We start from the raw sequence: 13,894 nt of genomic DNA, 5'->3' as shown, positions 1-13,894 counted from the left end.
AACGCAGCCATCGGTTCCGTTGCCCATCATGAGTAGCTCGCCGCTATCGACCCCATCGCTGACGAAACCGTAGGTGTTGAAGCAAAATGGCATTACTCTGCGCAGTCTGGGGTCTTGGGGCAAAAGGATGGATTTCAGCACGGGCCATGGCTACCTGCTCATTGGCGGCCTCATCCTGGTCGGTGCCGGGCTGCTGATCCTGTCGCTGATCGTCAATCTTCGCGTCGCCCACAGCGTGCGCGACGACGTGCGCCATCGCGAAAAGCTGCTCGAATATTACCGCAACATCTTTTCACAGCTGGGCGTGATCCTGATCGGCATCGGCGTGTCGCTGTTCATCTTCTTCTTCCAGCAGAACTATCAGGACCAGCGCAGACGCGAGACGGAACTGCAGCAGGTTCTCGCCAAGCTGGCGGCGCGCATTGCCCGCGGCGCCCCCGTCGTCGGCTCGCTTGGCGAATTCGACGCGCTGCTGGATGAAGGCGGGCCCTATGTCAGTCCGGAGCTTGGGGGAACGAACGCCGCGGTCAGCGCGCAGGGAACCGAGCTCGGCAAGCAGGTCGCCGAGATTCTTCTGGTCGAGCGCGATGTCGATATCCGGGACTTCGACATCCTGAACCTGTCGCGCGATTTCGAATCGTCGTTCGTCGTCAACGAGCTCGATCCGACGCTGTGGTTCAACATCGTGCGCGACGAGAGCGAGATCAAATATGCCACCACCCAGCTCGCCCTCGACTACAAGGACCTGCAGGACGCGATCGGCGGCGATCCGGTCGAGGTCGCGCTCGCCGATCCTGAAAAGCAACGCAAGGTCAAACATGAGGTGCTCGACATCTTTTACGATGCCGACCTGCTGCGCCAGCGCAGCAGGCGATTTCTCGGCCGGGCGTGCTGGCTTTTGAGCAACGGGCGCGGCTTCGTCAGCCTTCGACCGATCGATGCGATCGAGGCCGATGCCAGATCGCACCAGGAGTGGATCGAGCGGTCGAAACCGCTACTGACGCAGGCGAAATCGGGCAGCAGCGATTGCTTCAAACTGCTCCAGTTCGGCCCGCTGGCTTGAGTTGAGAACGAGAGGGCAAGGCCGCCACTCTGGTGTCAAATCCAATCACTCTCAACAACCGGGCTCGACCCATTGCGCCCCTGCGAATGAAGCCAGTCGTCCCAATGCCTTTTCCCGCCCATCCGCCCGCGCCCCGTCTGCCGGCATCTGCCCCGATGAGCCCAACGCAGCTTGTATGACTCAAAGCTAATATGATACCCTTGCATAATGCGCGGACTGCTGGCACTTGGGATGCTGGTACTGGCGGCTACAACAGCAGCCGCAGGTGAGCAATTGTTCGACTCCATCGCCGCCGGCGACAAGGGTGCCGTCGAGCAAGCCCTGGCAGGCGGTGCCGACGTCAACAGCCGGGCACGCGACCAGGCAACCCTCCTCATCGCTGCAGCGCTCGACAACCAGCCGGAAATCGCCGAATTCCTGCTGAGCAAGGGTGCCGACGTCATGGCGCGTAACTCGGGCGGCTTTACCCCGCTTCATGCTGCGGCCTTCTCGGGAAGCCTGCCGATCGCCAAACTGCTGCTGGAAAAAGGCGCGGTGCTCGAAGATGCCGCCAACAAGGCGGGGGCTACACCGTTGTTGGTGGCCGGCGAGGAAAACCACGTCGAACTGGCCGAATTCCTTATTGCGAAAGGTGCCGATGTGAATCATCCCGAGGGGCATGGCTACATGCCGATAACGCGCGCATTCTGGAAGGGTAACCCGGATATCATACGACTTTTCAAGCGCCATGGTGCTACCTGCCAAGCCAAAATCCTTGGCGAGGCCAACGCGGCGAAGTGCGCAGAAATCCACGATTAACGGAGGATGCAGATGAGCACGATGATCAAGTCACGACTGGTTCGGAATTTGGGAGCGGCTGCCTTGGTCGCGGTAGCTGCGGTCGCCGGCGTGGGATCGGCCTGGGCCGACGGTTCGGTAAACACCGGCTATTTCGGCGGTGTGGCGATCATGGGCTACGACACGGTCGCCTATTTCACGGACGGCAAGGCGGTGAAGGGCTCTGAGAACATCTCCTACAACTGGTTGGGAACGCCATGGCATTTCGCCAGCAAGAAACATCAGGAAATGTTCATGAGCGACCCGGTCAAGTACGCTCCTCAATATGGCGGCTACTGCGCCGGCGAAGTCGTGGGCGGAGGGGTAACGGTCAACGTCGACCCTGAGGCATTCAAGATTATCGATGGCAAGCTCTACCTGATCTACGACGTCGGCAATGCGGATGATTTCGCTGCGCATGCAGCTGAGTATATCCCGAAAGCCGATGCCAACTGGCCGAAGGTCGCGGCCAATTTGGGACTCGACAAGTATCACTAACGCGCGTGCATCTACTGAATCACCGCGAAGTGGAAGACCTTGCTTGAGTTGACGAAGGAATAGCCGCCGCTTCCATCGTCGCGGCGCTTGTAGACAGGTCCGCAGTCGGGGCGCCCGAACATATTCTCGCTCAGCTCGCACAATAGGTCGCCATCGATACGGACAGTCTCGGTGACCAGCCGCGTCGTGGAGCGGAAGGCTGCCTTGCCGTCGCTCCCGATCTGGAGGAAGGCTGGTTGGAGACCTGGTTCAAGCTGGCCCTGCAGCGTATGGCCCAGCACCAACGCGGCGATCTCCTTGCCGTTCAAGCGGTTGTGCTCATCGCCGCTGAAGGCGAACGGCCATTCGGGCAAGCCCGCCTGCTGTAACGCGTCGATGATGAGAGCCAAATCCTGCTGGTTGCGGTACTGGGCACCGTTGAGCCGGTATGCGGACAATGAATCGAACCCCGGTGTCGACATGGCATCCATTCCCTCGGCGACCGCCGCCCTCGCATCCTGCAGGCGGCCGGCGCGGGCATAAGCGGCACCAAGCGTGATCGTGAAATCTCCGACTGATGGCGCATCGTGGCGGGTGCGTTCGAGCGCCTCGATCGCCTTGTCGTTGCTACCTTGAATGAGAAAGACCAGACCGGCAATTTGCCGGTTGATGGGTGAAAGGTTGGGATCGAGCCTGAGAGCTGTCTCGACCGCTTCGGCAGCCTCGGCATGATTGCCGGCGAACAATTGCACGTATCCCAGAGCTATTTGCGTCTCAGCATCGCCGGGGCCAAGTGCGACGGCTCGCTCGACCGAAGCGATGGCTTCCTCGTAACGGCGATCCACGACCTGCATGATCCCAAGAATCGCATAAGGCGACGAAAGATCCGGGTCGAGTTGCAGCGCGCGGCTTGCCTTCTCATAGGCGCGCTTGCGCGCCGGTGCGCTTTGCATGATGTCGTTGAACGATTCGCGCCAGATGTAGACTGTCATGCTTGCATCCGCCGCGAAGGCTTCGGCAAAGGCTGGGTCGAGCTCCTCCGCCTTGTCGTAGAGCGTGAGCGCCTCCCGCAGCCCGTTGCGCCGACCGGTCCGTGCTGTCTGCTCGGCACGAAGGTAGAAGTCGTAAGCTTCGAGGTTTTCGGTCGGCGGGCGCGCCATACGCTCGCTTTCCGCTGCCGAAGGTTGCATGCCAAGCGCCTTGGCGATCTCCCCGCTCATCTCGTCCTGGACGGCAAATACGCCGGCCATGCCACGGTCGAACCGGTTGGCCCACAGATTGTCGCCCGTTGCCGTGTCGATGAGCTGGGCATTAAGGCGGATCTGCTCGCCGGTGCGGCGGACGCTGCCCTCGACAACGAAGCGCACGCCAAGGTCGCGCGCGACGTCCGCCAGTGCTGTAGGCTTGTTCTTGTAGGCAAATACCGAGTTGCGCGCGATGACGTCCAGACCGGAAAGCTTGGTGAGGTCGGTGATCAGATCCTCGGTGATGCCGTCAGCGAAATAGTCCTGGCCTGGATCGCCGCCGAGGTTTGCGAACGGCATCACGGCAACCGATGGCCGCGACGACACCGAGAACTTCTGCCACGCAAACATACCGGCAAGCACGGCAAATGCCAGAGCCGCGACACTCGCCAGGATCATGACGCGCGAGACCGGCCGGTGGGGCGCGGCCGTGACCTTACCCGATGCCGAGGGATCCAGCAGCAGCCGATACGCACGAACGGGATCGGCGATGTTCTTGAGGCGCTGCTCGCCAAGACTGGCAAAGCCGACATCCACCTTGTGCACCGCGTGATCGAACGCCGTGCCCGAGATACATACCCCCCCCGGCTCGGCCATAGCCTCGAGGCGCGCGGCGATGTTGACGCCATCGCCGTAGATGTCATTTTCCTCAACGATGACGTCGCCGAGATTGACGCCGATGCGAAACCGGATGTGGCGGGCATCAGCGGTGCCTTTATTGCGATCGGCCATCCGGCGTTGGATCATGGCAGCACACTGGACGGCATCGACGACGCTGGCGAACTCGACCAGCGCCCCGTCGCCCATGAGTTTGACCATGCGGCCGTGGAATTCCTTGATCGCAGGATCGACCAATTCGCGACGGCAACTTTTCAACCGCTCGAGCGTACCGACCTCGTCCTCGCCCATGAGCGTGCTGTATCCGACCACGTCGGCAGCAAGGATTGCGGTGAGCCGTCGCTCCATGTGATGGTGTCCTGCCTCGTCCACCCAAGCTTCGCCGACGAGCGTATTCGACTGGCATTTCGAATGCGAGCGTGCTCAGCACACTGGGCAGCGATAATGCAACCACGTCGTTTTTGCGGCCATTGCCCACATGGATCAGTTTACGAGCCAAAAGCGGATGCTGCCGAATGGATGCCCTAGGTGTTCAGTCCCGAGGTCAAGTGGACCGGATCGATGCGGAAGCGATCTGGCTGTTTGGCCCATGCCGTGCAGATAGCTTCGTAAGGTGTAAGGCCATGAAGGGTCTTGAGCCGCCTGGCGAAGTTGTATCCATCGAGGAAGGCGGCAAGGTGATTTTCAAGTTGCCGGTGGGTCTCATAGTGATATCGCCGGACGGTTGCCTCCTTCAGCGTCCGGTTCATCCGTTCGACCTGGCCGTTGGTCCATGGGTGGTTGGGCTTGGTGAGACGGTGATCGATGCCATGCCTCCAGCAGGTCCGGTCGAAGGGGTGGCCGCGCCAGCGCGCGGTCGGGCCATCCCGGTTCTTGGGCAGGTCGGCGAACTGGATGCCGTTGTCGGTGAGCACGGTGTGGATTTTGTAGGGGACGGCTTCGACCAATTCGTCGAGGAAAGCTCTGGCGGTGACTGTGGTCGCCTTCTGCATCAGCCGAGCGAAAGCGAACTTCGAGGTCCGATCCACTGCCACGAATAGGTAGAGCTTGCCCTCCTCGGTTCGGACCTCGGCGATGTCGATGTGGAAATAGCCGATTGGGTAGCGCTTGAAGGGCTGTTTGGCTGGCTTGTCGCCAGCGACCTCGGGCAGGCGGCTGATACCGTGGCGCTGAAAGCAACGATGCAAGGACGACCGCGTCAGGTGCGGGACCGTCGCCTGCAGAGCATAGAGACAGTCATCCAGAGGCAGTAGCGTATGCTTGCGGAAGGCGACGATTGCCGCTTCCTCCTCGGCAGTCAGAACGGTGGAGCGTACGGTCTTCGGGCCCATTGGCGCATCATGGACGAAGGTCCGCTTGCGCCACTTGGCGACAGTTTTCCGATTTAGACCGTGCTGCGTGGCGAGTTCTTTGAGCGGAGCTTTCGATCGCTGTATCGCTGTTCGGATGGCGTGCGTGGTCGTGGCGCTGCCGTGGAGTATCTGTCCCATAGCTGATCCCTGAATGAAGGGGCAGCTTGACTGATTCCCCCACACTCTGGGACCAGACACCTAGGGCCTACGAGATCGGACCTTTGAGGTTGAAGGTCCGCTATCGTTCTTTCCTCCCCATAAGCGGACCTACTGCTCTCGTGAAGAGTTTCGGGCGCCGGCAGGCGTACGAAAGTCCCCGAGGAAGGAACCCGCGGGCCACAGGCAATGGTTATGGGGATTTCGATTTTCGGCTGGTGTCGGCGATGGCGCGACCGCCGCTGGGAAGTGGCGGGTTTGATGCGGACGGACCGTTTCGCCTTTCAGTCACGCGGTATTGTCGGCTCGTCGCGCGGCCGGACGCGACCCGTTCGGCGTCGATAATGACCATGGACACGCGTGGGTCCGTTGCCGGAGGCTGAGTGCCTGCGGCTGAAGGCTGGAGCATGCCATGCCGGGTCATGGAGAGTTCTCCCGGTTCGTCGCCGTGGTGTCCGGCGGTCCGCGCGGCTGTCGCCACCGTTCGAACGTCTCGATGATGATCATGCTTCCGCCGCAGCACCGGCATGGCGGACGGAAATCAGTCGGTTCTACCGAGTTGTCGTCCTCCGACGGCGCAACGACGTTCAGCAGTTCGCGGGCGCGTGCGAGGCTGGTCTTGCGAGCGGAGCCGGCGAGCAGGCCGTAGTGCCGGATGCGGTGGAAGCCACGTGGCAGGATGTGGAGCAGGAATCGGCGGATGAACTCGTCGGTGGCGAGCGTCATGACCTGCTGCCGATCGGTGCCGTCACGACGATAGTCCTTGTAGCGGAACGTGACCCCTGCCTCATCGAACCGGATGAGGCGGCGGTTCGAGATCGCAACCCGGTGGGTATAGCGGGACAGATAGGCGAGCACCGCCTCCGGCCCGGCGAACGGCGCCTTGGCGTACACCACCCAGCGCTTCTTGCGGACCGGCGACAGGTGCCGCACGAATGCCTGCCGCGCGGACAGGTGCGCCATCGATCCGAAGAAGGCGAGCCGTCCTGCGTCGTGTAGCGCGACCAGCCGGGTGAGGAAGAGCCGTCGGAACAGCTTGCCGAGTACGCGCACCGGAAGCAGGAAGGCCGACCGAGAAGATATCCAGCGGCTTCCGTCCGGCGCGATGCCGCCGCCCGGCACGATCATGTGCAGGTGCGGATGGTGCGTCATCGCCGATCCCCAGGTGTGGAGCACCGCGGTGATACCGATGCGCCCGCCGAGGTGTCTTGGGTCGGCGGCGATAGTCAGCATCGTCTCCGCTGCCGCCTTGAACAGCAGGTCGTAGACGAGCGCCTTGTTCTGGTACGCGATGTCGGCGACCTCGGCGGGCAGCGTGAACACGACATGGAAGTAGCCGACCGGCAGCAGGTCGGCCTCGCGCTCGGCCAACCATGTCCGTGCCATCGCGCCCTGGCACTTCGGGCAGTGCCGGTTGCGGCAGGAGTTGTAGGCGATCCGCCATTGGCCGCAGTCCTCGCAAGCCTCGACGTGACCGCCAAGGGCTGCGGTGCGGCAATACTCGATCGCCGACATGACCTTGAGCTGGGCGAGGCTCAGGTGACCTGCATGGGCGGCCCGGTAAGCGGGTCCGGCAGCACGGAAGATGTCCGCGACCTCGATCGAGGCGCGCACGGCTCAGATGTCGGGCGAGACCTCTCCCGGCTTGAACAGCCCCAGTTTGTCGAGCGGGCTCGTCACGGCACGCACCGTCCGGGTCGCCACCTTCGCGTAAAGGGCGGTGTTGTTGAGCTTGGCATGCCCGAGCAGGACCTGGATGATCCGGATGTCGGTGCCGTCCTCCAGCAGGTGGGTGGCGAAGCTGTGGCGCAGCGTGTGCGGCCCGACCCGCTTGGCGATGTCGGCGGCCTGGGCCGCCTCGACGACTATGCGATAGAGCTGCCGCGTGCTGATCGGCTTCATCGCATGCTGTCCGGGGAACAGCCAGCCGTCGCGGTGCATCACGCCCTGCTGACGTCCGACCTTCCACCACTCCCGCAGAAGCGTGAGCAGGTCCTCCGAGAGCATGGCGTTGCGATAGCGCCCGCCCTTGCCACGCTCGACGCGCAGCAGCATGCGCTCGCTGTCGACGTCGGCAACCTTCAGCATCGACACCTCGGCGACCCGCAGGCCCGCGCCATAGGCGACTGACAATGCGGCCTGGTGCTTGAGACACGTGGTGGCGTTGAGCAGCCGGGCCACCTCGTCGCGGCTGAGCACCACGGGCAGGTTGCGCGGATGCGCCAGCCGGACAAGCCTGCGCGCCAGGTCCGGGCGGTCGAGCGTGTGGGTGAAGAAGAAGCGCAGCGCCGACACGATGCTGTTCATCGTTGGCACGGGAACGCCGTCCTCCTGCTGCTCGATCTGGAACCGGCGCAGGTCGTCGGCGGTAGCGGTGTCTGGTGAGCGCCCGAGGAATGTCGCCAGGCGTCCGATGTCGCGGAGATAGTTGCGCTGCGTCTCGCGTGAGAAGCGCCGCATGTTCATGTCGTCGATCAGCCGCCGGCGCAGCGGGCTGACGGGTCCATCGAGAACGGGGTGCTGCATGGTCAGGCTCCTTGTTGAAGAAGCCCGTCATGCTCTGCCCCCGCCGGACGACGCTCAATGCAGGCGCGACGCCCGGCCTGTGCCCTCTACCTCAATCGCAGGCGCCCTCCCGCGCAGCGGGTTCGTTCACCGGCCCCGTCCCGGTCGTTGAGAAACGCACGTCCGAAGAGCTACTTCTGGCGCAATGTGCTCGTTCTAACAGCTGAGCCGAACGGCAACCCCACCCTGCTCAGCCACTAGTCACCCACCCGCCGCAGCGTGCCGAGATGGTTGTCGTCGAGGAAGCCTATGGTCATGGCCGACGCCTTGCCGTCGGGGCTGACGACGAAGCTCACGCCGGTCGGCCAGTCGGGCGTCTCGGCATCGGGGAAGGTCAGGAACAGATCGCCGTCGTAATGCGTCAGTGAGTAGGACCGGGCGCCGGCCGGACCGACCTTGAGCACAAGGCTGTCTCCCGCGCTCGCCACGACGGCATCGCCGATGAAGTCGTTGGTGTAGCGGCCAGCATAGGCACTGGCCGGTGCGGCCGGCCTTGCCGGAGACGGCGGCGTGGCATAGGTGGCCTTGGCCGCCTCGACCACCGGACCGAACATGCCGGCATAGATGCCGTCCCACGCCTTGATCCAATCCTTCTCGACCGAACCCTCGAAAACGAGATCGGCAAAACTGTCGGACAGCCCCTCCGGCACGCCTGTCGGGAAGGCGTTGGCGAGGATGACGATGCCAAGCTTCTCCTCCGGGAAGACCGTCACCAGCGTGCGCGCGCCGACGCTGAAGGCACCCGCATGGCCCCAGCTCAGGCCATGACGGCCGAATTCGACATTCCAGCCGAGGCCGTAGAACGATGCGCCGCCGGAGACAGGGTTCTTGCCCCGCGTCATCAGCGGCACATGCGTCTGATCCAGCGCATCGGCGGCAATCACCGTCTTGCCGGCGTAGACGCCATTGCCGAGGATGAGGCGCACCCATTGCGAGAGATCGCGTGCGGTGGAACTGACGCCGCCAGCGGGCGCCTGCGCATCCGGATCACGCTTGATCTTCGCGGCCCAGGCGCCATCGACCTTTATATGCAGGGCTGCGCGGTCGGCGTGCTCGACGAAATCGGCGAGACGCGAACTGGTCGAAGCCATGCCAAGCGGACGATAGAGCTTTTCCTCGGCGACCTCCTCCCAGGATTTGCCGGTCGGCTTCGCGGCCGCGACAGCACCCTCGGTCAGTCCGAAATTGCTGTAGGAATAGCCGGCGCGAAAGCTCGACGATGGCGGCACGAAGCGCAGGCGATGCAGGATCTCGGCGCGGTCGTAGCCAATGTCCTCGAGGTCATCTCCGGCGGTGCCCGGAAGCCCGCCGCGGTGCGAAAACAGGTCGCGCACGGTGAGTTGACTGGTCGGATAGGGATCGGCCAGCCGGAAGGCCGGATCGAGGTCGGCGATCTTCGAATCCCAGGACACGATCCCGTCGCTGACCAGCGCCGCCACCACGGTGGCGGAGACCGGTTTGGAGAGGGACGCGATCTGGAACACCGTGTCCGGATCGACGGCCTCCGGCCTGCCGGCCTCGCGATGCCCGAACCCTTTCAGGAAGACCACCTGGTCATCATGCACGACCGCTATGGCGAGACCTGGCACACCACCGTCGGCGACGGCGGCTTGCGCCAGCGCTTCCAGCTTCGGCAGGGCGGCAGCGATGCGCTCGGGCGTGACGGGGTCGGCCGATGCGGCATGGGGCCAAATGACCATCACGGCGATGGCGGCCCAAATCCTCAAATGCCAAATCCTCAAATGACAGAGTTTCCGATCAAGCCGCATGCCCGCGCCTCCCCTCCGTGCATTCACCCGGCAAATAGTACAGCCTGGCGCCGGCGAGGCCAATGCTGGCTCACTCTCGACTTTCGCCGCGATCGACCCGCGTTGCGTTTTCGGGCAATCTCGCGTCGGCGCATCATGGGGAGATGATGCGCCGCCGAGGGAGGATTACAATGACCAGGACGCCAGCATCCGGCCTGCCGCGCTACGACGACGCCGTTTCGAACTTTCGCATCGAGGACGAAATCGCCAGGCTCGATGGCGACCCGGCAACCGGCATCAACGCCTATGTCGAATGCTGCGGCCGCCACACCGGCCAGAACCGGCTGGCGCTGCGCGCGATCTCCGCCGGCGGCGAGTTGCGCGAATTCAGCTTCGACGACCTCGCGGACATGTCGGGCCGCGTCGCCAACCTGCTCAGGGAGTTGGGCATTGGCCCCGGCGATGTCGTTGCCGGCATGCTGCCGCGCATTCCCGAACTGGTCGCGCTGATCCTCGGCACCTGGCGCATCGGCGCCGTCTACCAGCCGTTGTTCACCGCTTTCGGCCCGAGGGCGATCGAACACCGCCTGGGCTACAGCGGCGCAAAGTTGGTGGTGACCAATCCGGCCAATCGCGGCAAGCTCGATGAAATCGAGACCTGCCCGCCGATCGCCACCATTCTTGGTGCCGGCGACGTCTTGCCCGCAGGCGACATCGATTTCCGCGCCGCCCTTGCCGCCGCCTCCCCGAACTGCGAACCCGTCATGCGCAAGGGCGATGACCTGTTCATGATGATGTCGACCTCGGGCACGACAGGCCTGCCCAAGGGCGTGCCGGTGCCGCTTAGCGCCCTGCTCGCCTTCGGCGCCTATATGCGTGATGCGATCGGGCTGCGCGCCGACGACATCTTCTGGAACATCGCCGATCCCGGCTGGGCCTACGGCCTCTACTACGCCATCACTGGGCCGCTGCTGCTCGGCATCGCCACCACCTTCAACGAGGGCGCCTTCACCGCCAGGAGCACCTACGACGTCATCGAGCGGCTCGGCGTCACCAGCCTCGCCGGCTCACCCACCGCCTTCCGCCTGCTGCTCGCCGAAGGCCCCGAAGCCGCAGCCCGCATCAAAGGCCGGCTGCGCGTCGTCAGCAGCGCCGGCGAGCCGCTCAACCCGGAAGTGATCCGCTGGTTCGACGCCCATCTCGCCGCCCCAATCCACGACCACTACGGCCAGACCGAGAACGGCATGATGGTCAACAACCACCATGGCCTGGCCCATACCGTGCGGGCGGGGTCCGCCGGCTTCACCATGCCGGGCTACCGCATGGTGGTGCTCGACGAGGCCGGCAACGAACTCGGCCCCAACCAGCCCGGCATACTCGCCGTCGACATCGCCAACTCACCGCTGCGCTGGTTCGACGGCTATCACCAGGAGCAAACGCCGGCGATTGTCGGCGGCTATTACCGCACCGGCGACACGGTCGAATACGAGCCGGACGGCTCGGTCTCCTTCATCGGCCGCGCCGACGACGTGATCACCTCGTCCGGCTACCGCATCGGCCCCTTCGACGTCGAAAGCGCGCTCATCGAGCATCCTGCGGTCAACGAGGCGGCGGTTGTCGGCGTGCCCGACCCGCAGCGCACCGAAATCGTCAAGGCCTTCGTCATCCTGGCGCCCGCTTACCAGGGCAGTCCGGAACTGGCCGAGGAGCTGGCGCAGCATGTCCGCAAGCGGCTCTCGGCGCACGCCTATCCGCGCGAGATCGACTTCGTGGCGGAGCTGCCGAAGACGCCGAGCGGCAAGATCCAGCGGTTCCTGCTGAGGAAGGCGGAGGTGGAGAAGCAGAAGGGGTGAAGCGGGTCGCTCATACCGACCCAACTCGAGCGACGTCGGCGAAGCGCCATGTGCACTCTCACAAGGTTTGGTGCTATATTACCGCAGTGACCCTGCCCGCAGTATCGAGGCGACAACCGACTTGCGCTTGCCGGACTTCGATGCCACCTCGTCTTGCATAGTCTATTCGCACCTTGATCGGTGCCGTGAGTGCACGCCCACGTTTGCGCAGGGCACCTGCGCTAACCGCGCGGACACCGACGGCGCCAAGCGGCTTCGCAGCCGACATGATCGCCGCGCGGCAGGCTTGCACGACCGCGGCTGGTATGCCGGGTTTCCCTTTCAGTGTTTCCAGAGGGCCAAAGGAATATCCTCTGGTGAGGTCGCCCTGACCGGCTTTGGAAGGTCTAAGGACGGATGGCAGGACGATCGGTTGCCTGGCGGTCTTGGTAAAGGCAGTGGCTGTTGTGGTGGAGGCGGTGGCTGTCGTGGCAGAGCCAGTGGCTGTCGTGGCAGCGGCCGGACTACCGGGAGCGGCCGCCGATCCGTTTTCGGCGGACGGATCGGCACCCAGGCCGATACCCGTCGAAAGGCTTCCGCTTGTGTTGCCGACGTTGCCGCTGGCACTGACGCCTGCGTCGACTGACCCGTTACCTGCGCCGACCGAAGCTCCGACGTTTGCTCCGCCAACGCCGCCGACGCTCGCGCCCACCCCTACGGATGCGCCTTGCGAACCGGCGCTCACTCCAGCACCGATCCCGAGACCGCCGACCTTGCCGCCTATACCTGCTTCGAGAGCCGAGGCAGGCCCGATTGCGATACCGATCGTCAACGCGGCTGCGAAGTATTTTTTCATTGTCACCCTCCCTGCGCCATATATTTCGCTCCTTGTCTTTCACTGCGAAGGTGGTCGGGTTGGCAGCAATGCGGCGGGAAGAGCAGTGGTTGCCGGCAGGACAGGTTGCGGTGACTTTCGGCCCTTCACCTTATGTTTTCTCGGCAAGCCCGGCTTACGGGTTGGTTGGGCGACCGAACGCGACGGTGAACTTGCGAGCGCACTCTTGGCGGTACCTGCTTTAGGCGCGCGGACCACGGCCGCGTTCCGACGCTTGTCCTTGACGCTGTCGATTTCCTCACGCGCGGCACTGAGGCTGCGGGCTAAGCCGTTAGCCCTTTCACGCTCCTGGTCCAGCGCCGCACTCAAGTCTATCGAGTTCTGCTTTGAGGCATCGCGTTCCTTGCGAGCAATATCGAGGTCACGTATGGCTGAATCTGCTCGTTCACGTTCCAGCTCAAGTGCTTTTCGAGCTTGGTTTGAAGCGGCATCGGCCACTTGTCGGTCTTTTACGGCCTTGGCCTGTTCCACCGCGGCCAGATTTGCGCCTGTTTTGAGAGCATCGATAGTCTGACGAGCCGTGGCGAGTTCTTGTTCCAGGAGCTCAGCCTTATGGCGCTCCTTATCCAGCACCTGCGTCGCGGCAGCCTGGGAGGCATCCGTGGAGGGATGCGCCTCGGGCATCGCGCCTTTCTTGCTGTCCCAGAGACTGGCTTCCGCCCTGAAATTGTCGATGGCACGCTGCGCCGTCTCCAGATCGAGCGTGAGCGCATCGTCTGTTTGCTGCTGCTCTTTCAGGGCCTGCGCTTGCTTGGCCAGCTCAGCCCGTGCCGCGGCCAATTCGCGGCGTAGGGCTTGTTCATCCTCGCGGGGCGGCGTTTGCGCGCCCTTGAGGGCTTGTGCTTCACTGAGCGTCAGATTGAATATATCGGTTCCGACCGCGCCGGGTTGCACCTTGCCCGGTTCTTTCGCGATATCCGTGTGGTCCGAAACCGCGACCGACGAACGGCCGTCGGCTGGGGCAGTCACGGACGCATCGGGTGCCAGCTGACTATTTGCCGGAGACGTCAACAGCAGAATGAGGATTGACGAAACGAGGGATAGCATGGCGTCCCACTCCATGCCGCGTATCCCGTGAAGTAAAATCAAAGGCCGTCGTTTAGTAAAGGTGAAGTCACAGCGCGGATA

The 13,894-nt window shown here is 63.6% G+C and carries 11 protein-coding genes; 4 read left to right on the top strand and 7 right to left on the bottom strand.

Annotated features, from left to right (window positions below; genetic code table 11):
• Positions 1-127: 127 nt before the first annotated feature.
• The 3 genes from AC0V7N_RS17480 to AC0V7N_RS17470 all read left to right on the top strand — a co-directional run bounded on the left by AC0V7N_RS17480 (position 128) and on the right by AC0V7N_RS17470 (position 2,377).
• Complete coding sequence (locus AC0V7N_RS17480) at positions 128-1,063, top strand: hypothetical protein (protein ID WP_496627985.1); 936 nt, start codon at positions 128-130, stop codon at positions 1,061-1,063.
• A 207-nt stretch (positions 1,064-1,270) separates the two neighbouring features.
• Entirely contained in the window at positions 1,271-1,861 is a 591-nt protein-coding gene (locus AC0V7N_RS17475) for an ankyrin repeat domain-containing protein (protein ID WP_475459708.1), read from the top strand.
• Positions 1,862-1,867: 6 nt separating this feature from the next.
• A complete protein-coding gene (locus AC0V7N_RS17470) occupies positions 1,868-2,377 on the top strand; it encodes a YHS domain-containing (seleno)protein (protein WP_475459706.1) in 510 nt (169 codons plus the stop codon).
• Between the two features lie 11 nt (positions 2,378-2,388).
• Here the strand turns inward: AC0V7N_RS17470 and AC0V7N_RS17465 are convergent, their stop codons facing one another.
• From AC0V7N_RS17465 to AC0V7N_RS17445, 5 genes are all read right to left on the bottom strand, one after another.
• The gene (locus tag AC0V7N_RS17465; protein ID WP_475459704.1) at positions 2,389-4,566 is read right to left on the bottom strand and encodes a tetratricopeptide repeat protein; all 2,178 of its coding nucleotides are present in this window, start codon (positions 4,564-4,566) and stop codon (positions 2,389-2,391) included.
• A 176-nt stretch (positions 4,567-4,742) separates the two neighbouring features.
• Complete coding sequence (locus AC0V7N_RS17460; RefSeq protein WP_475455276.1) at positions 4,743-5,708, bottom strand: IS481 family transposase; 966 nt, start codon at positions 5,706-5,708, stop codon at positions 4,743-4,745.
• A 438-nt stretch (positions 5,709-6,146) separates the two neighbouring features.
• A complete protein-coding gene (locus AC0V7N_RS17455; protein ID WP_475453809.1) occupies positions 6,147-7,340 on the bottom strand; it encodes an IS91 family transposase in 1,194 nt (397 codons plus the stop codon).
• Positions 7,341-7,343: 3 nt separating this feature from the next.
• On the bottom strand, positions 7,344-8,252 hold the full coding sequence (locus tag AC0V7N_RS17450; RefSeq protein ID WP_475453807.1) for a tyrosine-type recombinase/integrase: 909 nt from the start codon (positions 8,250-8,252) through the stop codon (positions 7,344-7,346).
• Between the two features lie 236 nt (positions 8,253-8,488).
• Positions 8,489-10,060, bottom strand: coding sequence for a serine hydrolase (locus AC0V7N_RS17445; protein ID WP_475459702.1), 1,572 nt, complete (start codon positions 10,058-10,060; stop codon positions 8,489-8,491).
• A gap of 170 nt (positions 10,061-10,230) precedes the next feature.
• On the opposite strand from AC0V7N_RS17445, the gene AC0V7N_RS17440 reads away from it, so the two are divergent.
• Positions 10,231-11,892 carry an acyl-CoA synthetase gene (locus AC0V7N_RS17440; protein WP_475459699.1) on the top strand — a complete coding sequence of 554 codons (1,662 nt, stop codon included), beginning with the start codon at positions 10,231-10,233 and terminating at the stop codon, positions 11,890-11,892.
• Positions 11,893-11,965: 73 nt separating this feature from the next.
• Here AC0V7N_RS17440 and AC0V7N_RS17435 read toward each other — a convergent pair whose 3' ends face one another.
• Positions 11,966-12,727, bottom strand: coding sequence for a hypothetical protein (locus AC0V7N_RS17435; RefSeq protein WP_475459697.1), 762 nt, complete (start codon positions 12,725-12,727; stop codon positions 11,966-11,968).
• 39 nt (positions 12,728-12,766) lie between these two features.
• The gene (locus tag AC0V7N_RS17430) at positions 12,767-13,828 is read right to left on the bottom strand and encodes a hypothetical protein (RefSeq protein WP_496627984.1); all 1,062 of its coding nucleotides are present in this window, start codon (positions 13,826-13,828) and stop codon (positions 12,767-12,769) included.
• Positions 13,829-13,894 lie beyond the last annotated feature (66 nt).

This window comes from Mesorhizobium kamtschaticum (assembly GCF_056174585.1).
This window is presented reverse-complemented; position numbering and strand designations above follow the sequence as displayed.